This window comes from Brucella pecoris (assembly GCF_006376675.1).
Taxonomy (GTDB): domain Bacteria; phylum Pseudomonadota; class Alphaproteobacteria; order Rhizobiales; family Rhizobiaceae; genus Brucella; species Brucella pecoris.
Genome location: NZ_VEWK01000003.1, coordinates 289,593 through 314,099 on the forward strand (window position 1 = coordinate 289,593; position 24,507 = coordinate 314,099).

Here is a 24,507-nt window from a genome sequence, read left to right on the forward strand (position 1 = left end):
GTTGAGATTTCCCAAATTTTAGGACGCTCTGAAAGATCTCATGCTGACCAATGATTTTGACATTCGGGTTTACAGCAGCACGGAGCAGCTATCACAAAATACGGTAATGCGTCTTCTCGAAGCTGTTGTCGCATCCGTCCCCCCTCACGATGCGATTGCGCTCCGTAAAATGCCGGAGCGTGTTGAAACCCTTGCAAATCCTTTGTGGCCGTTGACGAACCTCTCGTCAGAAGCCTCCACACATGCGATTTCTTTGGCACGTCCAATGGAGGCAATAGAGCAGTCTATACGAAGTATCCGCAACATAAAAAAGCACGGTCGAGCACTTCAGCAGATGGAAGGATATCGTTTCTTTGTCGCGCACATCGAAGCTGAGCGGCACGCCATTCTGGAGGTTATGTTGCGTCAGAAACAACGGCGTTTTGAAGAAACCATGGTCCCTGGTTTCGATGTGCATCCTGAAAAGCAGCGCTTTTTTGAAGAAGTGACCGAGCATCTGGCTCGACACAACGCCCTGCATCTTTCAGCACTCGCGATAGGGGAAACGATATTGGCCACCGTGTGGAGCGTCGTCCGTAATGGTCACAACGTTCGAAAATGGCAAATGGAGCAGGTTTTCACCCGGAAAAGTGCTGATATTGCGCCTGCTATATGCACTGAAAACAGACGGCCACATGTGTTTCGATCTTGGATTTGGCGATGAGCCATGGAAAATCGGCTTGCGTGACCAAACGACACCACTGCGCGACTATGTTCGCCCGGTCACTTTCCAAGGGCGTATGTCGCTTATCCTCGCCCGCTCGTTGGAGCGAATACGCGCGGTTTCCATCTATCAAAAACTGCGTCCGTTGAAATGGCAGTTGCTTCGCAAACTTAGATAGAGCTTATGCGGCTCGCTTTGGCAGCCGCACCGTGAATGTCGATCCTTCGCCCAATTGGGAGCGAACGACCAGACGGCCTCGATGGCGAGCAAGAATATGCTTGACGATGGCAAGCCCCAGACCTGTGCCCTTCTGAGCGCGGCTTGTCTCGACGTCAATTCGATAGAAGCGCTCGGTGAGACGCGGTAAATGCTCGGCGGCAATGCCCGGACCGAAATCCTGAATTGACGTCACGACTTCCGCAGAACTGCCGCTATTGTCTTCGTCCAGCTTCACGATGACACGCTTACCAGCCTGTCCGTATTTACAGGCATTCTCGACGAGGTTCTGGAAAACCTGGATAAGCTCATCGCGCGCGCCCGTAACATTCACAGGGTGATCCGGCAGATCACGCTCGATACTGATATCGAGGCCTGCCGCCAATGGTGTCAGCGTGTCGGCAACGTGATTGAGAATGGAAGTCATGTCCACGCATTCATTGATCGCCAGATGCGCCCGCATTTCAAGGCGCGACAGGGACAATAGATCGTCGATCAGCCGTGACATCCGTTCGGCTTGTTTTTGCATGATATCCAGAAATCGATCACGCGCAGCCGTATCGTTTCGGGCTGGCCCTTGCAGCGTTTCGATGAACCCGCGAAGCGATGCCAGGGGCGTGCGCAATTCATGGCTTGCATTTGCGATGAAATCCGAACGCATGCGGTCAATGCGCCGCGTTTCACTCTGATCGCGAAACAACAGAACAAAAAGTTCAGGCCTGCCATCCTTGTCAGGCAGAGCCTTGACCATGGCTTTGAACCAGCGATCCATCGGGACACGCTCAAAATATTCAATGCTTCGCGCTTCGCCGTCTGCAATAACCCCTTGAATGAGGGCATGCATTTCCGGCGCTCTAAAACGCAAATAAAGCGCCGTGCCGGTTTCCAGCGACTGAAACGCGTCGAGAGCCGCGGAATTGGCGAATCGAACCGTACCGCCATGATCGAAAACGACCATCGGATCGGTCAGAAGATCAGCCAGGCGCTCGCCAGAGACCCCCGCCATTTCATTGGGTACTATATTTTTCGTCGGCGCTTCATCCGACTCGCTGCTTGCAACTTCGCTTGAAAGCCATACAGCCCCAAGAACGACGACGGCCAGGAGTCCTGCGCGAAACCAGAATGGGAGATCGAGGGCCAACACGCAGACAGCAAGAACCATGCTGGCGATCACAACGCCCTTGACCCGGAGAAGCGGTTCGAAAATCGACTTCTCGGCGTGTGGTTCTGGATCCGTGCGGTTGCCTGCCTCGCTCATGCTGCTTCCTTCTGCGGTTGTGGCATCGACTTTGTCCGGAAATGTTGGAACATCCTTTACGCGGCTTCCAAACAGCCCATATCATGGTTTGCTATAAACGAAAGGGAATTGCCGTGGGTGACAGTTCAAAGACAGCTAACAAAAAGAAAGACAAAAAAGACGAAGCGAAGCCAGGCGACAAGGCGATCAAGCTGAAAATTGACGGAGCAGCGCATTCGTTTGACATAAATGATCCGAAATTGCCGAAATGGATCGACGATAATGCACTGCAATCGGGCGGATACCCTTATCCTTCCAAAATGAAGTCGGATGAATATGAGGAAACACTCGAGCGGCTTCAGATCGAACTTGTCAAACTGCAATACTGGCTTCAGGAGACCGGCGGACGCGTCATCAGCGTTTTCGAAGGTCGCGACGCCGCAGGCAAGGGTGGAACCATCTTTACAATCCGGGAGTTCATGAACCCCAGAACCGCCCGTAACGTTGCATTGCCGAAGCCGACCGAAACCGAACAAGGCCAATGGTATTTCCAGCGTTATGTCGCACATTTCCCGACGGCAGGTGAGTTCGTAACGTTTGACCGTTCGTGGTACAATCGAGCAGGTGTGGAACGGGTGATGGGCTTTTGTACGTCGACACAGCTCGAAACCTTCCTGACCGAGACACCCGATTTCGAGCGCATGATCGTTACAGATGGCATTCACCTTTTCAAATTCTGGCTGGATATTGGTCAGGAAATGCAGCTCAAGCGCTTTCATGAGCGTCGCCACAGCCCGCTCAAGAACTGGAAGTTCTCACCTATGGATGTGGCGGGCATTTCTCGCTGGAATGATTATTCCGACGCATTGCACATCATGTTTGAAAGGACCGATACAGGTTACGCGCCCTGGACAATCATTCGGTCGAATGACAAGAGGCGCGCCAGACTGGCTGCAATCCGGCGCATCCTTTTGACATTGCCCTATGAAGGAAGAGACCTTCAGGCAATTGGAGCCGAGGATCAATCGATCATCGGCCGCGGTTCTACATTCCTCACCTCTTCATTCGCAGAGATGTAAAACAGGCTGGGCTGGTGCGGAGTTTTTTCCCACAGATGCGGCACCCGCACCAGTTGCCATAGCGCACGCCAGGCCGATATCGAAATCAGTATCCAGTAAATCGGGATCGAAAGCAGGTAGGCATAGCCTCCCAGTTCCGTTGGCTCCATAGTTCTGGAGCCAAGAAGATAAAAGCTCACATAAGCCATCAGAATGTTCATTACGTCGAGCGCCAGCAACCATATGCTGTGAGGCGTCAGCGGACCGAATGCGGTACTCACCAGCAATGTGAAGAACATGACCAGCATAAGCGGATGCAACAATGCAGAGCCGATAATACCCAAGGTATAGATCTGATTGACGGTGAATCTGAACCACCCCAGTTCGCGCCAGGTATTATAAGGCTGGCGCCCGTGAACGAGCCAGGTCTGCATCCATCCTTTGAGCCAGCGCGTGCGCTGCTTTCTCCAAATATCATAGTTGACCGGTGCGTCCTCAATCGTTCCACGCGTGATGACACCGATACGATAACCAAATCGAGCGAGCCTCACACCTAGATCGGCATCTTCCGTGACATTGTAGGCATCCCAGCCACCGACCTCCTCCAGGCACGACCGCCGGAAATGATTGGAAGTACCTCCGAGCGGAATGACAAGTCCTCGAGAAGCAAGCCACGGCAGGAGCCCGCGGAAAAGTGCGGCATATTCGAAGGCAAACATTCGCGTCAGCAGATTATGGCGAAAATTTCCGATAATCAGCGGCGCCTGTACACAGGCGAGCTTGTCGCCTTCTGCCTGAAAGGTCTGCCATGCTTCAAGCAACTGATCGGGATGGGGACGATCTTCAGCATCAAAGACCGCAACAATTTCGCCTCGTGCAAACTGCAATGCATAATTCAGCGCCTTTGGCTTTGTCTTAGGCCCGCCAGACGGCACGAGAACCAATTCGAAATTTGATGGCAGTCGCTCACGACGTATTGCAGCTATCGTATCAAAGTCATCCTTCTCGCAGACAAGCTTGATATCAAGTTTACTTGCCGGCCAGTTCAACCGCTTCAGGCTGATAACAAGCTGACCGATCACGTCCTGCTCCCGATACAGCGGGACGAGGACGGAATAGTTTGGTAAATCGCGCGGTCTGCATTTCTTGAGCTCGAGAAATTTCAATCTTCGTCCGGAGGCAGCCGCGAACAATCGGATCATCACGCAACCAAAGAAGAATATCGACAGCGTCACGTGAAGCACCAGAAGCGTTATCATCGGCCAGTTGAACATGCAGGCGAAGAACGCATAGACCCCCATGGCAATGATAAACGCCTGAGGCGTATCCAGAACGCGTGCCGCTGAAAGCGACTGCGGCGTCATTTCATGTGCGCGTGTGATCAGATCCTTCTGATGTCGCTGCCGCATAATGTGTTTCAACAGCGTCGGTGTGCAGATACGTATCCGGTTCTTCAACTGTGGTGTCGCAAGAATATGATCCCGGAGCTTTCTGATGCGATTTTCTGACGGAGCTATGTAAAGATAGCTACCTCCGTCGGTACCGAGCACCATGACCTGTCCAACATCAACAAAAGCCGACGGTTTTTCCTCACCAGAGACGAAAATGCGAGAGGGTAGAGCCTCGTTTGTAAATTCCACCCCCAAAATATCAGCAATAGCTGCGTAGATGACCGGTTCCGCAACATCACCTCGCTGAACCAGTTCCGCACAAAAAGATGTTCCATGATGAGCCGCAGCACTATAGGCCCCCAACAACGCATCTCTGGACACGCCACATTGTTCCAATCTGGCTGATATGGCACTGCATATCTCCAGATCGAACGCAATCGATACACTACTCATAGCACCCCCGCACTACTGAATACCTATAATTATGTTTTAGGAATTTACAATTATACTTAATTTACCGATTACTTTATTAGGAATTTATCTCGGTAAAACTACAATCAAAACGTAATATACTTAAAGCGAATTGCAACCTTTATTTTCGTTGAACCTTAGTTGAGTATTGCTCGTCACCCGATTTTTCAGTTAATGCGAGATTATAGAGAAAAAGGCAGAAGCCGATCATGAAACGCTACCTCCCAAGGCTTCTAATCGCGCTGGTATTCGCATGCGGTACTCATGGTGCCCTCGCTTCAGACACTCAACCGGAGGCTCCATCCTTCATCAACCAGAAAGAACGCCTGCCATTGCCGTCCTTGCAAGCGCTCAATCGGTTGCGGTTTATCACGACCGTCGACTTCCCTCCGTTCAACATGCTGGGCGATCAGGCGCAGCTTTCCGGCTATAACGTCGATCTTGCCAAAGCGCTTTGCCATCAATTGGGTGTCGATGACATCTGTCAGATTGAAGCTGCACCATGGAACGAGCTTGAAGGGCGCCTGCTTAGCGGGCAGGCCGAAGCGATCATAGCCGGGTGGAAGCCAACCGAAGCAAACCGCGAACAATTTGTCTTCTCACGCTCCTATATGCGGTTGCCAGCACGATTTGTGACGACCAATGCAGGCGCGTTTAGCGAAGACGCAGTTATGGCAACGAAGGGAAAGAGTGTTGGCGTGATTGCGGGTACTGCCCATGAGCAGCTTCTGAAAAGCTATTTTCCTGAGGCAGTTGCTAAACCTTACTCTGATGATTCACTCATGCTCGCCGACCTCAAAAGCGGCAAGATAAGTGCTGTGTTCCATGACGGCATGTCACTTTCGATGTGGCTGAATAGCCCTGAAGGCCATGCGTGTTGCACATTCGCAGATGGCCCCTATCTTGCGCCGCAATATCTTGGCGGCGGCCTCAGTATTGCTGTAGCGCAGCAAAACGTTCCCCTCGTCAATGCCCTCAACAATGCTCTCCAGGCCCTGCAGCAGAAAGGCACGCTAACGGAGCTCTATCTGCGCTATTTTCCCAACAGCTTTTACTAAGCCGAGCATCAAACGGATCTGGCCAATAAAATCGGGCCTGTCATTGCGTGCCATTTTGACGCAGAGAAGATTCAGGGGCAAACGAATTTTCAGATATTTTTGAAAATTCCGATATATCGATACTTACAGTACAAAAGTAAAATTATTTTTTATCAAATATATAACTCAATTTGATTGCATGAAAGCCGATACCAGTACGCACTCTTCAGTACGAATTGCGCCGCTTCTAACATAAAAAGCTCAACAAATACATCCATTTATTTTTACTTGAACAAATCATCCTCTCATCAATAATCAGATTGAGGGAGAAGGAGGATTTATACAATGTTCGATGGTGTACCTGCTCAATGGCACAAGACTCCGGAACAAACAAAGCGCTCGCCTAATGAGGCTGCTTACGTGTTTCTTGGCATCATGCTTGCGGCACTCAGCGTGCCCGCAACTTTTCTAGGGTGGGCAATCGTTCAGAGCATCGCATCGCTGTTCTAGGAGCTGCGCGGTTTCTTTTTCGAAGGCCGGTCGCAATTTAGTTCCAGTCTCACCCATGAGTGCAAGCATAGGCTGATGCAAAAAGCCCCGCCTTTCGGCGGGGCTTTTGTTTGAACTTCGAGACTGACTAGATTTGGTTATCCGTCTGCCCGTTCGAATTAGTCGTCTCATTCACATCTTCATCCTCCGGCTTCTTCGGAGGCTTGCGCGCTATCAAACTATAGAACATCGGAATGAAGAACGTTGCGATGAACGTCGCCGCCAACATGCCGCCGATGACGCCTGTACCAATGGAGTGACGGCTTGCCGAACCGGCACCCGTGCTGATCGCAAGCGGCACCACACCGAGAATGAAGGCCAGCGAAGTCATCACGATCGGACGGAACCGCAGACGAGCAGCCGACGCTGCCGCCTCAATGGCGGATTTTCCGGTCTCTCGTTCAAGCACCGCGAACTCCACAATCAAAATCGCGTTCTTCGCTGCCAGACCTATGAGTGTCACCAGACCGATCTGGAAATACACGTCATTGGTCAACCCGCGCAGATCGGTCGCAAGCAATGCGCCGAAGATTGCGAACGGCACTGCCGTGATGACAGCGAGCGGCAGGCTCCAACGCTCATACTGTGCAGCCAGGATCAGGAACACCATGACAAGACCGAAGATCATAGCCTGCGTGCCTGTGCCGCTGGTAGTCACTTCCTGATAGGCCGAGCCCGTCCATGCAATCTGATAGCCTTGCGGAAGAACTTCCGCAGCGACTTCCTGCATTGCCTTGATCGCATCACCAGATGTGAAACCCGGTGCCGGATTGCCGGTAATTTTGGCTGCATTGAAGGCGTTGAAGCGTTCAAGCTGATCGGGACCGACAATGCGTTTGACCGTCACGAGGGCGTCGAGCGGGATCATGCTGCCGGAATTAGCCCGTACAAAGACGTGCTTGAGGTCGCTTGGATCGCGGCGGAACTCAGCTTCCGACTGCAGATTGACCTGATAGTTGCGGCCAAACAGCGTAAAGTCGTTGACGTAGAGACTGCCGAATGTTGCCTGCATCGCAGTGAATACGGAGTTGATCGGCACACCCATAGCCTTCGCCTTTTCGCGATCAAGCTGGATGTCGTACTGTGGAACATTCGGATCAAACGTCGTGCGGACGCCCTGCAGCTCCGGCCGCTTGGCCGCAGCTTCAGTAATGAGCTTGGTTGCACGCGTCAGCGATTCCACGCCGCCGCCCGTACGATCCTGAACATAGAGTTCAAAGCCACCAGTGGTACTCAGGCCCATGATCGGCGGCGGATTGAACGCAAGAACAAGCCCATCCTTGATGCCCGCATTCATCGCCATGATGGCACCGGGAAGATTGCGCGCATCGGTTTCAGGCGTCGTGCGTTCCTTCCAATCCTTGAGCATAATGAACATCGTGCCCGCACTGGTTTTCAGACCACCCGACAAAAGATCGAAACCGGATACCGCGAAGACACTTTCCACAGCCGGGTTCTTCCGGATATTCGTGCTCGCCTGATCGAGAACCGCCGTTGTACGCTCCAAAGAGGCTGCAGGAGGAAGTACGGCAACACTGAACAGGAAGCCCTGATCCTCATCCGGCAGCAGCGATCCCGGAACTCTTTCGAAAAGATAGTATGTCGCGCCGAGAAGACCTGCAAACAGGATGAGGCCGATTGCTGCACGCTTCAAAAAGAAGCGAACACCGCTGGAGTAACCATCTGTCACCCGCTCGAAGAAGCGGTTGAAAATACGGAACGGCAACATCGGCTCGTGATGACCCGGCTTGAGGATCAACGCACAGAGCGCCGGTGTCAGTGTCAGAGCCACAAGACCGGACAACGTCACCGAGATCGCGATGGTGACGGCAAACTGCTTGTACATTTCGCCGACAAGACCGCCCATGAAGGCCACCGGAATGAACACGGCGCAGAGCACGAGAACAATCGCGATAACCGGCCCCGTCACTTCACCCATAGCCTTGATGGCGGCCTTGCGCGGCGAAAGTTTCTCGGTCGTCATGATACGTTCGACGTTTTCCAGAACCACGATAGCATCATCGACCACGATGCCGATTGCCAGCACCAGACCGAAGAGCGTCAAGAGGTTGATGGAGAAGCCGAGCACATACATGCCAGCAAATGTACCGATAATAGAGATCGGCACTGCGATGATCGGAATAAGCGTCGCGCGCCAGTTCTGCAGGAAGATGAACACCACGAGCACGACGAGAATGATCGCCTCGATGAAGGTGTGAATCACTTCCTCGATGGAGACCTTGATGAACTTCGTCGTATCAAACGGGATCGAGTAATCGATACCAGCCGGGAAGCTCGCCTTCAGCTCATTCATACGGTTCTGAATGAGTTCCATCGTATTGAGCGCGTTTGCGCCGGGTTGCAGATAAATTGCAATCGGAACAGCAGACGTGCCGTTAAGATTACTGTCGACGAGATAGCTTTCTGTCCCCAGTTCGATGCGCGCAACGTCCTTCAGACGGAGAGTGGCAGCGTTGGGGCTTGAACGCAGGATAATGTTTTCGAATGCCGCAGCATCCGGCAGACGTCCCTGCGTGGTCGCCGTATAGGTGAACGGCCCGGCTTGCGGGTCCGGCTGGTCGCCGAAGCGGCCCGCGGCAAACTGCGCATTCTGTTCCTGAATAGCCGTCGAGACATCGCTCGGGGTCAGATTATACTGCGCCAGCTTATCCGGACGCAGCCAGATGCGCATCGAATAGTCGATATTGCCGAGCAACTGCACATCGCCGACGCCCTGCAAACGTTTGAGGTCATCGACCACGTTTAGAAGCGCGTAGTTACCGACATAGGTGCGGTCATAGCGATTGCTATCGGAGAACATGGCAACCATGCCCAGAATCGTGGTGGAGCGCTTGTCCACCGTGACACCGAGACGCTGCACTTCCTGCGGAAGGGACGAGGTCGCACGCTGCACGCGGTTGTTGACATTGATGGTGGCCTGATCCGGGTCAGTGCCCAGAGCGAAGGTTACCGTCAACTGCATGGTGCCGCTACCAAGGCTCGAGGACTGCATATAAAGCATGTTCTCGACGCCGTTGATCTGCTGTTCCAACGGTGCAGCAACAGTCTGCGCCACCGTTTCGGCGCTTGCACCGGGATAGGTCGCACTGACAACCACCTGCGGCGGTGTCAATTCAGGGTACTGGGCGATCGGCAGGATCCGGATACAGATCAGGCCAGCCAGCACGAGCACAATGGAGATGACCGCCGCAAAAACGGGGCGATCGACGAAGAATCTATTCATTGCTTGTCTGCCGCCTGTTCTTTGCCAGAATCAGCGCCAGCCTTATCGGGCGATGTCTGATTGCTTGCTTCAGTAGCTGCGTCGACCGGATTGACTGGATGCCCCGGAGCGGCCTTGATGAGGCCTTCGGTTATGACCCGATCACCTGAGTTAAGGCCCTCGGAAACCAACCATGCATCGCTCAGCTCACGAGAAACCGTAATCGGTCGCACTTCGACGACGTTGTCCTTGTTGACCACATAAACGAATTGCGTTTGCGGGCCCTGAAGCAACGCGGCCTTCGGGATCGTGATAGCGTTTTTGACCTCGATGCCGAGGATCACCGCGCGAACGAACTGACCGGGAATCAGGCGGCGATTTGGATTCTCAACGACAGCACGGGCGCCAAGAGTTCCCGTTTCCGTATCAAGCGACGAGGACGTGAAGTCGATTGTTCCTTCATGATCATAGGCTTGCCCGTCACCGAACAGTACCTTGATCTTGAGGCGATTGGCATCTTCGCCCGTAGCGCCGCGTTCAGCGCGCAAGCGGTCGATTTCGGCTGCTTCCGTGTCTGTGAAGGAGAAGTTCACGTAAACCGGATCGAGCTGCATGATCGAGGTCAAGAGGCTTGAGGATGCATCGGTACCGATGAGGCTGCCCTCATTGACCTGTTCGAGGCTGGTGATACCGCTGATTGGCGCGGTTACCTTGGTATAGCTCAGATTGAGCTCTGCCGTACGTAACTGTGCCTTGGCTGCTGCAACCGATGCCTTGTTCAAGTCACGGGTCGCAAAAGCTGAGTCGCGAACGGCTGTGCTCTGTACCTTCTGCTGAACCAATTGTTCGGCGCGCTCAGCATCTCGGATGGATTGCTGATACTGCGCTTCAGCCTGAGCTACCTGTGCCTGAGCCTTTTCAAGCTCCGCCTCATAAGGTGCAGGGTCTATTTCAAATAACACGTCGCCAGCTTTGACTTCCGTGCCTTCGGTGAAATTGCGGTGAAGCAATATTCCGCCCACACGCGCGCGCACCTGAACATCACGATAGGCACTGATACGCGCCGCATATTCATAGGTAACAGGTACGTCATGCGGCTTAACCGCGATAACGGATACCTGTGGCGGAGGTGGTGTTGCGCCTCCCGGTGCTTGCGCCAGAACGGGTTGCCCCGCAAAGACAAGAAATGCGGCCCCTGCCGCAAAAAGCCGAATAGAACGGTTCATAGTCATGATGGGAGTGCCCTTGCTGTCGCGCGGTGCTGCCAATTTAACATACACGAGTGTTTGTAAACACGAACTACTGTGTTATAGTCAATCACCTAATATTACAGATCACGAATGAGTTATCCAGATTTAGCGATAAATTGGGCCATTAGCCTGCATCCACCCGAGAGAAGTCATGCGAAGAACGAAAGCCGAGGCCGCCGAAACCCGGGAAGCCATTCTGGTGGCTGCCGAGCAGGTTTTCCTCGAGCGCGGTGTCAATCAATCTACACTGATGGAAATCGCCTGTCATGCCGGAGTAACGCGTGGTGCTATTTATTTCCACTTTCACGACAAGCTTGAGATCGTACGTACAATCATAGGCAGTGTGCGGTTCCCGCAAGAAGAAATCATGTTGCAGGCAGCGGCGGTCAATCACCCCAATCCGATGCATGTTCTGGAGCAATCGATTATTCAAGCACTACAGCTTTTCTCGAACGATGAGCGCCAACAGAACATTTTCATAATCATCAACCAGCGATGCGAGTTCGTTGGCGAAATGGCCCCGCTCGAAGACCGCCTCAGGGAAGCGCGTGCCAATGCCCTCTCATTGTTCGCGGGATTACTGGACGTGGCCGCAAGACGCGGGGAACTTTCGAAGGAATGGACATCTGATACGGCAGCACCAGTCCTGCTCTCCATATTGAGCGGACTTCTCAACGAATGGTTGCGAGGCGACAGAGGTTATGATCTTGTAACCTATGGCGGCAAGGCGATCTCGATACTCATTCGATCCATGAGAAATCAGGCGGCCGAAGCCCATTAGAGTGTATCCTGAAAAGTGCGAAACGATTTTCGGAAAAGATGCGTGTTAAAACAATTGTTTAGAACACCGATCTGATTCAATCAGATCGAAACGCGCTCCAGAGGCATTGCCGGATACAATTGCGATATCGTGTGCCTGCCGGGCCTGCTATTTTCCGCAGTGGCAAGTTTCAACCTATTGTGATTGCCAAACTTCAAAATTGGGAAAGACGCTCGACTCTTTTATAATTTACGCTTACGTCAATGTAACTCTTGCGAAGAGTATAAAACTCGACCACATTTATGAACGAGGAAGCTGTCCGTGGGGCGGACGGTTTGGGAGACGGCGGGCGCACAGGCTGCCCAATTTAAGACGGAGCAATCCGGGGAGAAGAAATGGCGAAAAAAACGACTGGGCAAAGTGCATCCGTAGTTGAATCCGTCGCGGCAGACTCAACAGGCAAGAGTACGCCGACGCAAGAAAAAATCTGGTTCAAATCATATCCGGCAGGCGTTCCGCACGAGATCGACCTCAGCAAGGCGACCTCCATTGGCGATATGATCCTGGCGTCTTGCCGACAATTCGCAGACAGCCCCGCATTTACCTGTATGGGTAAAGATCTTACGTATAAGGCACTCGACGAACACTCGCGCGCATTGGCTTCTTTTCTACAGTCGCGCGGCCTCGTCAAGGGTGACCGCGTTGCGGTGATGATGCCGAATATCCTGCATTATCCGATTGCCTTTACGGCAATTCTCCGTGCGGGCTTTGTCGTCGTGAACGTCAATCCCCTTTATACCCCACGCGAACTTGAGCACCAGTTGAACGATTCGGGCGCCAAGGCACTCATCGTCCTTGAAAACTTTGCAGCGACCGTACAGAAGACCCTGTCTTCCATCCATGTACCCAACATCATTGTCGCGTCGATGGGCGATATGCATGGTTTCAAGGGGCACATCATTAATTTTGTCGTCCGCAAGGTGAAAAAACTTGTACCCGAATGGACGATCCCTGGCCATGTCCGTTTCAAGGACGCACTCGCGCAGGGGCGTGGTAAATCACTCAACCCCGTGCCTGTTCAGGGCTCCGATCTTGCTTTCCTGCAATATACCGGTGGAACAACGGGCATATCGAAGGGTGCGATGCTCACCCACACCAATATCATCGCCAATGTCGAGCAGATGGATGCCTGGATAGCGGTAGCGTTCCGCAACAAGGGCAAACCGAAGGCGATGAATTTTGTGTGTGCGCTGCCGCTCTATCACATCTTCGCACTCACCGTGAATGCGATGACTGGCCTGAAACTCGGTGCGCGCAATATTCTCATCCCCAATCCGCGCGATATTCCCGGCTTCGTCAAGGAACTCAAGAAATATCCGTTCCATATCTTTCCGGGGCTCAATACGCTGTTCAATGGGCTGATGAACAATCCGGATTTCCAGACGCTCGATTTCAAGCCTTTGCTTCTGACACTTGGCGGCGGCATGGCTGTCCAACGCCCTGTTGCCGAACGATGGCAGAAAATGACCGGCTGCGTCATCACAGAGGGTTACGGCCTGTCTGAAACCTCGCCCGTCGCCAGTGCCAATGTGCTTGATGCGACCGAGTTTTCAGGCACGATAGGCGTACCGATTCCGTCGACCGATATCGCAATACGCGATGATGATGGAAATGACCTCGCGCTCGGCGAAGTGGGCGAGATCTGTGTGCGCGGCCCGCAGGTGATGAAGGGATATTGGAACCGTCCCGACGAGACCAAACGCTCAATCATGCCCGATGGTTACTTTCGTACCGGTGATATGGGCTTCATGGACGAACGCGGATATACCAAGATCGTCGACCGCAAGAAGGACATGATCCTCGTATCCGGTTTCAATGTTTATCCGAACGAGATCGAGGAAGTGGCTGCCGGCCATCCCGGCATCGTGGAATCGGCCGCCATCGGCATACCGAACGAGCATTCCGGCGAAGTGGTGAAACTCTACGTCGTCAAAAGCGACCCGAGCCTGTCCGAAGATGATGTGAAGGCTTATTGTGCCGAACGTCTCACCAACTACAAGCGCCCGCGTGAAATCGAATTCCGCGAAAGCCTGCCGAAAAGCAATGTGGGCAAGATTTTGCGTCGCGAACTACGCGACTAGAGCGTATCCCGAAAAGTGTGAAACGGTTTTCGGACAAGATGCGCGTCAAAACAAACAGTTAGAGCGCCGATCTGATTCAATCAGATCGAAACGCGCTTTAATGCATGTCTCCCAAAAGTGGGAACCGGTTTTGGGATAAAGACATGCATGAAAACAAACGCTTAAAGCGTGTCGTACGAGTACGATAGAATGCGACACGCTTTAAGGTCATTGGCCTGACGCGATAACTGCCGGGGTTTTCACCCCGGCCACTATCTTTCGATCACGCCGACGGCGGAGCCAGCGGCTGCACAATTTCCTGAAATGGTGCGAGGGCCTCGCAGCGCCCCGCCAAGGTGGTCAAGGCCGGATATTTCCTTTCGTCGAAAAGATGCGAATGCGCCTCGCGCAGAAAACGCAAGGCGCAGGTCACCGCTATATCCGCGTGGCCGATATCGGCTCCAAACCAAAACGGCGAGCCACGTGCGGCAAGGTCCTGTTCGAGAACATCCAGCACACGCCCGATCTGCATTTCACATCGCTCCACCCAGACTGGCGATTGTTCGCTGCGCAGCAGTCCTTCATAGAGAAGGCTCACCGCCTTGTCGGCAAGGCCCGTGCCCAAGGCACAAATCTTAAGCGCCTGACGCCGTTCAACGCCGTGACCCGCAATTAGCGGCTTTCTGGCCTCGGCAATCTCATCAAGATAATCGAGGATGGCAGCACTTTCGATCAGCACATCACCATCGGCGAGCGACAGGGTTGGCACGCGGCTGAGCGGATTATATTCCGCCAACCGGTCGCGGTCGCCGAATGTGGACCACGGCCAATGCTCGAAAGGCAGATCGTAAAGGCGCATGGCGATTGCGACACGTCGCACGAATGGAGAATCATATTGCCCGATAAGGATCATAGGTATCGCTCGGATCAGATTGTGATCCGAGCATGCTACCGTAGGTCCAGTCGTCCGCAAGAGCCGCCAGGATGAATTCTTCTGAAGACAGCATCAGAAAATGGAATGATTCAACCTTTAACTTTCAGCAGTTGCGGCAGACCCGCGACGGAATCGAGCACCACATCGGCATGCGGTTCCAGCGCCTCACGCGGGCTGTTACCCGACAGAACGCCGACCGCAAGCCCCGCAGATGCCGCATGAGCGGTTTCAAGATCGTGCAGATTATCGCCCACCATAGCAATGGCGCTTGGATCAAGTCCCAGCTTGTCGGCAAAATAAAGCAATGGATCTGGATAGGGTTTCGGGCGCGCCGCCGTGTCGTAGCCGATGATCACGTCGAAGAAGCCTTCGATGCCGAGCGCCTTGGCGGTCGCATGAGCGCCTGCCTCGGAATCATTCGTCGCAATGCCAAGTCGATAGCCCATGGCACGCAATGCTTCCAACGTTTCGCGCAACCCTTCGATGGCAACCGCCGAACGCGCACCTTCCTCGACCGCATAACGATCATATTCGCCGATCAGACGGCGCAGATCGGCGCCGTCCAGTTCCGGATGCCAGAGCGAGACGATGTCTTCCACCGTTCCCGCCGCAATCACCGAATTGGCTCGAAAGCGCTTTGCCGTCCAGTCATACCCACCGGCATCGAGCAGGGAACGCGCATGCGGTTCATCGCCCTTTCCCAATCGCTGGGCCGAACGCTGGGCCAATGTCCACGACACCGAAAACCAGGTGCGGTCAAAATCGATCAGCGTGCCGTCCTTGTCGAAAAGAACGGCACGGATTTCTTTCAGGCGGTCGGCAAAGGGCATCGCACTCATGCTTCGAGAGCGCCTGCACGCTTCTTGACAGAAGATGGCTTAGCGCCGAGCAGCTTGAGAAGATCGTCGCCCCGGCGCACATAACGCAGCGAGCGGCGCGTCAGGATGCGACCGGCCTGCGGTGCGGTCATGACGATGTCGTGCTCCGGTTCACCCGGCACGGTAACAATCGTGACGAGCTTCGCGCCTGCTTCCACCACATCGCCCGGTTCGACATGGAAGAACACCATACCGCCTTGCGGCGCGCGGACCATTTCGACATTCGAAAGCGGCGATATGAGGCCCTTATAGTCGAGGTCGAGCTTGACACTCTCGTCGCGGATGACGCCGCGATGCACCAGGAACTTATAGAGACCTTCCGCATCGCCCTTGCCCATATCGGCATAGACATCGGTCAGGCCGCGGAATTCCACCGTGGTCACTGCGCGGCGCTTCATGTCGCGCTTGTCCTTCGGTAGTTGCAGAACGGGATGCGCGCAGGCTTCCTCGAAGGCAGCATCCGCCGTGGTGTCCCAGGCAAGGATTGCCGTGGAATTGAGCGCGACGGCCAGATCCTTCATGTCTTCAACGAAATCATCCGCGATATAGACATAGTTTTCGCTCTCGTCGTCGCAATGCAGATCGAGCACGATGTCGTTCGGCAGTGCGAGTTTCAGAAGCGTCGCCTTGAGGCGCTTGGCCAGCGCTTCCGGCGCATCGGGACCGGGCAGTTCCGACGTGTCGAAATCCGGCAGAAGCGGGAATGCACGATTGAAGTTCACCGCCGAGAACATCTCGAAACGGCCCTGATGCTGATAGGCCTGCCATTGGTTCGAACCAATCGGGTTGGCCTGCGGCACGACGGTGATATCGCCCAGAATGCGGCCTTCTTCACCAGCCTTTTTCAGCATCGGGATAAGGAAATGAAGCGCAGCCTGCCCTGGCAGTTCCGAACCGTGCAGCGAGGATTGCAGATAAGCGGTCGGCGCATCGCCACCCTTGCCCGCAAAGCGCAGCACGCGCAGTTCGATGGCATTGCCCGGCACGTCGCCCGCAAATTTGATGATCTCAGTCTTCATTTCTCATCCCATTTCATTTTTATACGAATGGAGCCGGGTCTAACCCGGCTCCACATCATTTCTATTCCGATGGATAATGGCGTCAAGCTTTGCGTCGTGCGTGCAGATGCGCGACAAGACCTTGCGTCGAGGCGTCGCGACCGCCAGCCGATTCCTTGCCGGAAACCACCGGCAGCAATTCGGTCGCAAGTTCCTTACCCAGTTCTACGCCCCACTGGTCGAACGCATTGATGCCGAAAATCTGCGCTTCGACGAACACGCGGTGTTCATAAAGCGCGACGAGGCGACCCAGCGCATAAGGATCGAGCATGTCGTGAACCAGCGTCAGCGACGGGCGGTTGCCGGAGAATACGCGATGCGGCGCAATACGCTCGACATCGGTTTCCGGCATTTTCTTCGCCTGCAACTGGGCGCGGGCTTCGTCCAGCGTGCGGCCCTTCATCAGCGCTTCCGACTGCGCGAGGCAGTTTGCCAAAAGCATTTCGTGCTGATTGTCGAGCGCTGGCTCATGGCCCTTCGCAGCCACGATGAATTCCAGCGGTATCGTATCCGTGCCCTGATGCAGAAGCTGGAAGAAAGCGTGCTGGCCATTGGTGCCCGGCTCGCCCCAGACAACCGGACCGGTCGGGCCGGAAACCGGCTTGCCGTCCACGGTCACGCTCTTGCCGTTCGATTCCATGTCAAGCTGCTGGAAATAGGCGGCGAGACGCGAAAGACGCTGATCGTAGGGGATAATCGCCCGGCTGCCATAGCCGCAGATCGCTCGGTGCCAATAGCCGATCAGGCCAAGCCACATCGGCAGATTCTTTTCCATCGGCGCATCGCGGAAATGCACATCCATGGCGTGCGCACCGGCAAGGAACTTGCGGAAATTATCGGGACCGACAGCGATCATCACCGGCAGGCCGATGGCCGACCATACCGAATAGCGACCACCCACCCAGTCCCAGAAGCCGAAGACACGGTCTTCGGCAATGCCGAAGGCCGCAACCTTGTCGAGCGCCGTCGACACGGCGGCGAAATGCGCGCCAACGGCGGCTTCACCCAGCGCATCAGCAATCCATTTGCGCGCAGTCTGCGCATTGGTCATGGTTTCAATGGTCGTGAACGTTTTCGAGGCGATGATGATCAGCGTCGTCGCCGGATCGAGCGGAGCCAGCGTGTCGGCAATATGCGCGCCATCGATGTTGGAAACGAAATGGGCGCGCGGACCATCATGATAAGGGGCCAGCGCAAGCGTCGCCATAACCGGACCGAGATCGGAACCGCCAATGCCGATATTGACGATGTCGGTGATCTTCTTGCCTGTCGCGCCCTTGATAGAGCCGGAACGGATGCCATCCGAAAACGTCGCCATACGGTCGAGCACTTCTTTCACGTCCGGCAGAACATTGTGACCATCAACAAGCACTTCTTCAGAGGAAGTATCGCGCAGCGCAACATGGAGAACGGCACGGTCCTCCGTATTGTTAATGTGCTCACCCGCAAACATCGCCGCACGACGGCCTTCAACATCGGCAGCAACGGCCAGTTCCTTGAGGAGCGTGATCGTTTCGTCGTTGACCCGGCATTTTGACCAGTCAAACAGAAGGTCATCCAGGGATAGCGAATACCGCTCGAACCGGCCTGGGTCTGATTTGAACGCCGCACGCATATCGTGCGGGGCCGAATCTGCCCAGTGCTTTTTCAGCTTTGCGACCGTTGCTTCAAGCTTCGTCGCGTCTCTTGCCATGATGCTACTCCCGAATCAAATCGATTTAATCGCGGATATTAGGGCAGTTTAAGAAAGTTTGTGACGATTAGAGCGCATTGATCCGATTAAATCGGATCAGCGCTCTAACCATTTGTTTTTACGCACATCTTTTCCGAAAACCGTTTCACACTTTTCGGGATGTGCTTAAAATCACCGAAACTTACTATTTGGATAGATTGCCATATACATCTTATCAATCAAATTACATTGATAGCAGGACGCGTCTGGAGAAAAGCATGGACCTGACCGGTGAAGAACGCATAACAGCGCCAAGATGGGCGGTGTGGGACGCGCTGAACGACATTGAGACGCTGAAAGACTGCATTCCCGGTTGCGAAGATATAGAGCGCATTTCGGAAACCGAAATACGCGCCGCCCTCAAAGTGAGCTTCGGAATCCTGAAAGTACGCTTTCACGGCATTCTGGAACTGTCGAATATGAACCCGCCGATCTCCTATACGATTTCGGGCCACGGTGAAGGTTCCATAGCCGGGTTTGCACATGGCGCGACCGATGTGCGTCTGGAAGAAGATGGTGATGGTACGGTGCTATCCTACACGATACGGGGAGATGCCGGTGGCAAAGTGGCCCAGATCGGAACGAAATTGCTCGGCTCGGTCGCGCGAAAGATCGCAGACCGCTTCTTTGCCAATATCGCAGAAGCGGCGTCGAACACCGCCGCAAAAACGACCTGATCTAGCTACACCCTTATAGAACCGATAGCCCTGCCTTCCCTTTTCGCAATCCGGTATTTGATAATTCACAATACTTTCTGAAAGCCCATCGGTATGAAACCGAGAGATATCGCAACCTATATTTTCCTTGCCCTGGCGTGGGGGCTATCGTTCCTCGTGGTGCTGCGTGTGGTCGAAGCTTTCGGCTGGGTTGGTGCGGTTGCCTTCCGCTCCTTCATTGCTGCCGGAACGCTTTCTGCGATTACAAAACTCTCCGGACGTAAGCTTGATTTTCACGCTGGCTGGAAACCCTTCGCCGTCGTTGGAGCGACCACGGTTGCGGGTCAGCTTATCGGTCTTTCCTACGGCACACCGCTGATCGGAACGGCGATGGCCGCGATCTGCGTTGCATCCATTCCGCTTTTCTCGATGGTCATCAGCCAGCTCTGGGGGCTTGAGCGCATTACATCACGCGGCCTGATCGGCCTGCTGCTTGGTGTCACCGGCATCGTGCTGCTGGTTGGCTTCCCGGCTGTTGCGGTGACGCCTGAATTTATCATGGGCTGTGTTGCTGTGCTTTTCTCCTGCTTCTCGGCGGCATTCGGCAGCAATTATGCCAGCCGCCGCCTGTCAGGCACCGGCTCATGGGAAACCACCATTGGCGCATTCGTCTTTGGCGGCATCCTGACTTTGCCACTGATCGTTGCCATCCCTGTACCAGCTATGCCGGGACTTGTTGACTTCATCTACCTGCTGATTTCGGCCTGTGTGATGAGCGCCCTCACCTATGTGCTTTATTTCAGACTGGTCGGAAATGTCGGACCGACAAAAGCCATCAGCGTCGAATTTGCTGTCACGGTGATTGCGGTTTTGGTCGGTGCGGTTTTCCTGAAAGAACAGCTCTCCCTCATCCAGTTTATCGGCGCTGCCGTCATCATTGCTGGCTGTGCGCTGGTCCTAAGCTCACACCCTGCCCTGCCTAAAGAATTGGAAGCTTTCCAGAACGCAGAAGCGACAACGGAACCTGCAACGGGCGGCCTCAAATCCGATCCACTCTGATTTCCCATCTCAGCTCAATGTCAAAGGCCCGCGCTTCCAAAGCCGGGCCTTTTTTGCATTTGTAGTGCGTGACTGCCATAAATTGACCAGATGATAAAAAATTTGACCTTCCGTAAAAATCTGTCATCCTGTCGATAACGGGTACCACGCGACGGTAAAGATCGCAGCCCGGAACAACGTTCACGGTGCGCAAAGGGAACCCGCGCCTGAACAAGCAAAAATGGGAGATGCGATCGATGAGATCAGCAGAGAATTCACCTATTGATGCAATTGATAATCCGGGACACGCGAACGGGCCCGATATCCATGGCTCGCGGCTAGAAAAGGCCGATTATGCGCATGTTTTCGATGATCTGCATCCGCCGCTCAACAAGCATGAAGCCCTCGTTGAATCCGACCGCTGCTATTATTGCTATGATGCGCCTTGCATGAATGCATGTCCGACCAGCATCGACATTCCGCGTTTCATTCGCCAGATTAACACCGGCAATGCAATCGGTGCGGCAAAGACCATTCTTTCAGAAAATATTCTAGGTGGCATGTGCGCCCGCGTCTGCCCGACCGAAACTCTCTGCGAAGAAGTGTGTGTTCGCGAAACTTCGGAAGGCAAGCCGGTCAAGATTGGTGAATTGCAGCGCTATGCCACTGATGTTTTGATGGAAACCGGCAATCATCCATTCAAGCGCGCACCCGATACCGGCAAGCACATCGCCATTGTTGGCGCGGGTCCGGCAGGTATCTCCGCAGCACATCGCCTTGCGATGTATGGGCATCAGGTGACGATTTTTGAAGCGCGCCCCAAGGGCGGCGGTCTTAATGAATATGGTATTGCCGCCTATAAGACGGTCAATAATTTTGCCCAGCGCGAACTGGAATTCGTGCTGAAAATCGACGCGATCAATATCGAGTATAACGAGACACTCGGTCAGGACATCACCATTGAAGCGCTCAAGGCGGGTTATGATGCGGTGTTCCTCGGCATGGGAATGCCGGGCGTCAATGACCTGGCACTTGCCGGCGAAGATGCGCCCAATGTGATTGATGCCGTCGATTACATTGCCAATCTGCGTCAGGCAAAAGACCTCTCATCCCTGCCTGTGGGCCGCAATGTCGTGGTTATCGGTGGCGGCATGACGGCGGTGGACGTTGCAATCCAGACCAAAAAGCTCGGCGCTGAAAACGTGACCATCGTTTATCGTCGCGGTCAGGAAAGCATGAATGCCAGCGCCTATGAACAGGAACTGGCGCAGATTCATGGCGTAGTTATCCGTCACTGGTTGCAGCCACACGCGCTTGAACGAAGCGAAGACGGCACGGTCAATGCAGTTGTGTTTGAATACACCGCTGCGCAAGACGGTAAGCTTTCCGGCACCGGTGAATATCTCATTCTTGAAGCCGATCAGGTCTTCAAGGCTATCGGTCAGAAGTTTGAACCGGAGCCAATTGCAGGTTCAGGCATCGGACTCTCCAAAGGACGCATCAGCGTCGATGACGAGCGCCGCACATCCGTTGAGGGCATTTGGGCCGGGGGCGACTGCGTTGCAGGTGGTCAGGATCTGACCGTTGCATCGGTGGAAGACGGCAAGGTTGCTGCCGAATCCATCCATGCGACGCTGACAAAACGTCCCGAAGCGATTGAAGGCTTTGCCGATGCGGTGCTGTCGGGCGGCGCGCTTCATGCGCCAACCCCGTCTGCTCATCGTGACCGCAGTGTGCCTTTGGGCCAGGAACAGGGCTGAGGAGAGTAAACATGGCTGATCTTTCAACGAACTTCCTCGGTATCAAGTCTCCAAACCCGTTCTGGCTGGCATCTGCTCCACCGACCGACAAAGCATATAACGTCGAGCGTGCTTTCAAGGCCGGCTGGGGTGGCGTGGTCTGGAAAACGCTGGGCGCGGAAGGCCCTCCGGTGGTCAATGTCAATGGTCCGCGCTATGGCGCTATCCATGGTGCTGACCGGCGCTTGCTCGGTCTCAACAATATCGAGCTGATCACCGACCGGCCGCTTGAAGTGAACCTTCGTGAAATGAAAGAAGTGAAGATGCGCTGGCCCGACCGCGCGTTGATCGCTTCGATCATGGTGCCATGCGAAGAAGAAGCATGGAAGGCCATTCTGCCTTTGGTGGAAGAAACCGGCGCTGACGGTATTGAGCTGAACTTTGGTTGTCCGCACGGCATGAGCGAACGCGGCATGGGTGCGGCCGTCGGTCAGGTGCCGGAATATGTCGGCATGGTCGTGAAATGGTGCAAGCAATATAGCCGGATGCCGGTGATCACCAAACTGACGCCGAACATCACCGATATCCGCAAGCCTGCACGCGGCGCAAAGGCCAATGGCACCGATGCTGTATCGCTAATCAACACGATCAATTCCATTGTGTCGGTCGATCTCGACAGCATGTCGCCGGTTCCATCCATTGACGGTCGCGGCAGCCACGGCGGTTATTGCGGACCAGCAGTCAAGCCGATTGCGCTGAACATGGTGGCGGAAATTGCACGCGATCCTGAAACCTATGGCCTGCCGATTTCAGGCATTGGCGGCATTACCACATGGCGCGATGCGGCTGAATTTATCGCGCTCGGCTGCGGCACGGTTCAGGTCTGTACTGCTGCAATGACCTATGGCTTCAAGGTCGTTGAAGAAATGATTGACGGTCTTTCCGACTGGATGGACAGCAAAGGCTATCAGACGCTTGATGATTTCCGCGGCATGGCCGTGGGACATGTCAGTGACTGGCAGTATCTCAACCTCAATTATGTCACCAAGGCACGGATTGATCAGGATTCCTGCATCAAGTGCGGTCGTTGCCATATTGCCTGCGAAGATACCTCACATCAGGCAATCACCAATCTGGTGAATGGTGCGCGGCACTTTGAGGTGATCGATGAGGAATGCGTTGGCTGCAATCTTTGCGTCAATGTCTGCCCGGTCGAGGATTGCATCACCATGGAGCAGATCGGCGATTTCGATCCGCGCACCAAGGCACCCATCCCGGCACAATATGCCAACTGGACGACCCATCCGAATAACCCGATGGCTGTCAAAGAAGCCGCAGAGTAAAACAGAAACGCCGGGGAAAACCCCGGCGTTTTTCATTGCTGACAGATGATTTAGCGACTGACGCGCATGCCTTTTTCCGGCTCGAACACATGGCTGGTTGCTGGATCAACCGCAATGGTCAGCACATCACCCGGACGCACTGTCAGGCGTTCACGGAACAGGCAGGTGACTGGCTGATCGCCAAGCTTGCCCATGACCATGATTTCCGAACCGGTCGGCTCAACGATTTCGACTGTGACCGGCACGCCGTTGTCGGCAATCTTCATATGCTCAGGGCGCATACCATAAACGGCCTCGCCCGAAAGACTTGCATAATCGCCTTGAGGCAAGGGCATACGGAAGCCGCCATCAGCCACAAACGAACCTTCTTCGATCTTGCCGTTGACGAAGTTCATCGATGGCGAGCCGATGAAGCCCGCGACGAACATATTGGCCGGACGGTCATAAAGATCGAGCGGCGCACCGATCTGCTCCACCAAACCATCGCGCATGACGACGATCTTGTCGGCCATGGTCATGGCTTCGATCTGATCGTGGGTCACGTAAATCGTGGTGGTCTTCAGACGCTGATGCAGGCCCTTGATCTCGCCGCGCATCTGCACGCGCAGCTTGGCGTCAAGGTTGGAGAGCGGTTCGTCAAACAGAAAGACCTGTGGATCGCGAACAATCGCACGGCCCATGGCTACACGCTGACGCTGACCGCCGGAAAGCTGGCGTGGAAAGCGGTCGAGCAGCTTGTTGAGGCCGAGAATTTCCGCTGCACGATTGACGCGGCTGTCGCGTTCTTCCTTCGGCGCGTTTTTCAGCATGAGCGCGAAGCCCATATTGTCGGCCACCGTCATATGCGGATAGAGCGCATAATTCTGGAACACCATGGCAATATCGCGTTCCTTCGCGCGCAGGTCATTGACCACACGCGGACCAATGGCGATTTCACCATCGCTGATTTCCTCAAGCCCCGCGATCATACGCAGGAGCGTGGATTTTCCGCAGCCCGACGGGCCGACCAGCACGACAAATTCACCATCTTCGATATCGACCGACACGCCATGCAGAACGCCGACATTGCCATATTTCTTGATTGCATTTCGGATGGATACAGATGCCATCTTGA

Annotated in this window: 20 protein-coding genes; 11 read left to right on the forward strand and 9 right to left on the reverse strand. The window is 54.4% G+C overall.

Going from position 1 to position 24,507, the window contains the following annotated elements:
- Positions 1-40: 40 nt before the first annotated feature.
- Together FIB18_RS25340 and FIB18_RS25345 are read left to right on the forward strand one after the other, a co-directional pair.
- The gene (locus tag FIB18_RS25340) at positions 41-703 is read left to right on the forward strand and encodes a GNAT family N-acetyltransferase (protein ID WP_268898988.1); all 663 of its coding nucleotides are present in this window, start codon (positions 41-43) and stop codon (positions 701-703) included.
- Positions 630-881, forward strand: coding sequence for a GNAT family N-acetyltransferase (locus FIB18_RS25345; protein ID WP_268898989.1), 252 nt, complete (start codon positions 630-632; stop codon positions 879-881). The genes FIB18_RS25340 and FIB18_RS25345 overlap by 74 nt, the downstream gene beginning before the upstream one ends.
- 3 nt (positions 882-884) lie before the next feature.
- Here FIB18_RS25345 and FIB18_RS07970 read toward each other — a convergent pair whose 3' ends face one another.
- Positions 885-2,177: an ATP-binding protein gene (locus FIB18_RS07970; protein WP_140020185.1), complete on the reverse strand. Its 1,293-nt coding sequence runs from the start codon at positions 2,175-2,177 to the stop codon at positions 885-887.
- A gap of 113 nt (positions 2,178-2,290) precedes the next feature.
- Between FIB18_RS07970 and ppk2 the strand changes: the two genes are divergently transcribed.
- On the forward strand, positions 2,291-3,235 hold the full coding sequence (gene ppk2 / locus FIB18_RS07975; protein ID WP_140020186.1) for a polyphosphate kinase 2: 945 nt from the start codon (positions 2,291-2,293) through the stop codon (positions 3,233-3,235).
- Here the strand turns inward: ppk2 and FIB18_RS07980 are convergent.
- The gene (locus tag FIB18_RS07980; protein ID WP_140020187.1) at positions 3,178-5,058 is read right to left on the reverse strand and encodes a glycosyltransferase family 2 protein; all 1,881 of its coding nucleotides are present in this window, start codon (positions 5,056-5,058) and stop codon (positions 3,178-3,180) included. The two genes, ppk2 and FIB18_RS07980, sit on opposite strands and share 58 nt — an antisense overlap.
- A gap of 227 nt (positions 5,059-5,285) precedes the next feature.
- Between FIB18_RS07980 and FIB18_RS07985 the strand changes: the two genes are divergently transcribed.
- Both FIB18_RS07985 and FIB18_RS24970 read left to right on the forward strand, forming a co-directional pair.
- Positions 5,286-6,134: a transporter substrate-binding domain-containing protein gene (locus FIB18_RS07985; RefSeq protein ID WP_140020188.1), complete on the forward strand. Its 849-nt coding sequence runs from the start codon at positions 5,286-5,288 to the stop codon at positions 6,132-6,134.
- A gap of 324 nt (positions 6,135-6,458) precedes the next feature.
- On the forward strand, positions 6,459-6,623 hold the full coding sequence (locus FIB18_RS24970) for a hypothetical protein (protein WP_006466025.1): 165 nt from the start codon (positions 6,459-6,461) through the stop codon (positions 6,621-6,623).
- 127 nt (positions 6,624-6,750) lie between these two features.
- Here the strand turns inward: FIB18_RS24970 and bepE are convergent, their stop codons facing one another.
- Together bepE and FIB18_RS07995 are read right to left on the reverse strand one after the other, a co-directional pair.
- Positions 6,751-9,906 carry a multidrug efflux RND transporter permease subunit BepE gene (bepE, locus tag FIB18_RS07990; protein WP_140020189.1) on the reverse strand — a complete coding sequence of 1,052 codons (3,156 nt, stop codon included), beginning with the start codon at positions 9,904-9,906 and terminating at the stop codon, positions 6,751-6,753.
- Positions 9,903-11,117: an efflux RND transporter periplasmic adaptor subunit gene (locus FIB18_RS07995; RefSeq protein WP_140020190.1), complete on the reverse strand. Its 1,215-nt coding sequence runs from the start codon at positions 11,115-11,117 to the stop codon at positions 9,903-9,905. The genes bepE and FIB18_RS07995 overlap by 4 nt, the downstream gene beginning before the upstream one ends.
- A 169-nt stretch (positions 11,118-11,286) precedes the next feature.
- Here FIB18_RS07995 and FIB18_RS08000 point away from each other — a divergent pair, with 169 nt between their 5' ends.
- Both FIB18_RS08000 and FIB18_RS08005 read left to right on the forward strand, forming a co-directional pair.
- Positions 11,287-11,916 carry a TetR family transcriptional regulator gene (locus FIB18_RS08000; protein WP_140020191.1) on the forward strand — a complete coding sequence of 210 codons (630 nt, stop codon included), beginning with the start codon at positions 11,287-11,289 and terminating at the stop codon, positions 11,914-11,916.
- A gap of 374 nt (positions 11,917-12,290) precedes the next feature.
- Positions 12,291-14,036 carry a long-chain fatty acid--CoA ligase gene (locus tag FIB18_RS08005; RefSeq protein WP_140020192.1) on the forward strand — a complete coding sequence of 582 codons (1,746 nt, stop codon included), beginning with the start codon at positions 12,291-12,293 and terminating at the stop codon, positions 14,034-14,036.
- 262 nt (positions 14,037-14,298) lie between these two features.
- On the opposite strand, the gene FIB18_RS08010 is transcribed toward FIB18_RS08005, so the two are convergent.
- From FIB18_RS08010 to pgi, 4 genes are all read right to left on the reverse strand, one after another.
- The gene (locus FIB18_RS08010; protein ID WP_140020193.1) at positions 14,299-14,928 is read right to left on the reverse strand and encodes a glutathione S-transferase family protein; all 630 of its coding nucleotides are present in this window, start codon (positions 14,926-14,928) and stop codon (positions 14,299-14,301) included.
- Positions 14,929-15,038: 110 nt separating this feature from the next.
- Positions 15,039-15,788: an HAD family hydrolase gene (locus FIB18_RS08015; protein WP_140020194.1), complete on the reverse strand. Its 750-nt coding sequence runs from the start codon at positions 15,786-15,788 to the stop codon at positions 15,039-15,041.
- Positions 15,785-16,846, reverse strand: a complete 1,062-nt coding sequence (locus tag FIB18_RS08020) for a succinylglutamate desuccinylase/aspartoacylase family protein (protein WP_140020195.1) — start codon at positions 16,844-16,846, stop codon at positions 15,785-15,787. Before FIB18_RS08020 ends, FIB18_RS08015 begins: the two co-directional genes overlap by 4 nt.
- An 82-nt stretch (positions 16,847-16,928) precedes the next feature.
- Positions 16,929-18,578, reverse strand: a complete 1,650-nt coding sequence (gene pgi / locus FIB18_RS08025; protein WP_140020196.1) for a glucose-6-phosphate isomerase — start codon at positions 18,576-18,578, stop codon at positions 16,929-16,931.
- A gap of 257 nt (positions 18,579-18,835) precedes the next feature.
- On the opposite strand from pgi, the gene FIB18_RS08030 reads away from it, so the two are divergent.
- The 4 genes from FIB18_RS08030 to preA all read left to right on the forward strand — a co-directional run bounded on the left by FIB18_RS08030 (position 18,836) and on the right by preA (position 23,393).
- Positions 18,836-19,294, forward strand: coding sequence for an SRPBCC family protein (locus FIB18_RS08030; protein ID WP_140020197.1), 459 nt, complete (start codon positions 18,836-18,838; stop codon positions 19,292-19,294).
- Positions 19,295-19,387: 93 nt separating this feature from the next.
- On the forward strand, positions 19,388-20,332 hold the full coding sequence (locus FIB18_RS08035) for a DMT family transporter (RefSeq protein ID WP_140020198.1): 945 nt from the start codon (positions 19,388-19,390) through the stop codon (positions 20,330-20,332).
- A gap of 227 nt (positions 20,333-20,559) precedes the next feature.
- Positions 20,560-22,071: an NAD(P)-dependent oxidoreductase gene (locus FIB18_RS08040; RefSeq protein WP_174977399.1), complete on the forward strand. Its 1,512-nt coding sequence runs from the start codon at positions 20,560-20,562 to the stop codon at positions 22,069-22,071.
- Between the two features lie 11 nt (positions 22,072-22,082).
- The gene (preA, locus tag FIB18_RS08045; RefSeq protein WP_140020200.1) at positions 22,083-23,393 is read left to right on the forward strand and encodes an NAD-dependent dihydropyrimidine dehydrogenase subunit PreA; all 1,311 of its coding nucleotides are present in this window, start codon (positions 22,083-22,085) and stop codon (positions 23,391-23,393) included.
- 50 nt (positions 23,394-23,443) lie between these two features.
- On the opposite strand, the gene FIB18_RS08050 is transcribed toward preA, so the two are convergent.
- Entirely contained in the window at positions 23,444-24,502 is a 1,059-nt protein-coding gene (locus FIB18_RS08050) for an ABC transporter ATP-binding protein (protein WP_140020201.1), read from the reverse strand.
- Between the last annotated feature and the right edge of the window lie 5 nt (positions 24,503-24,507).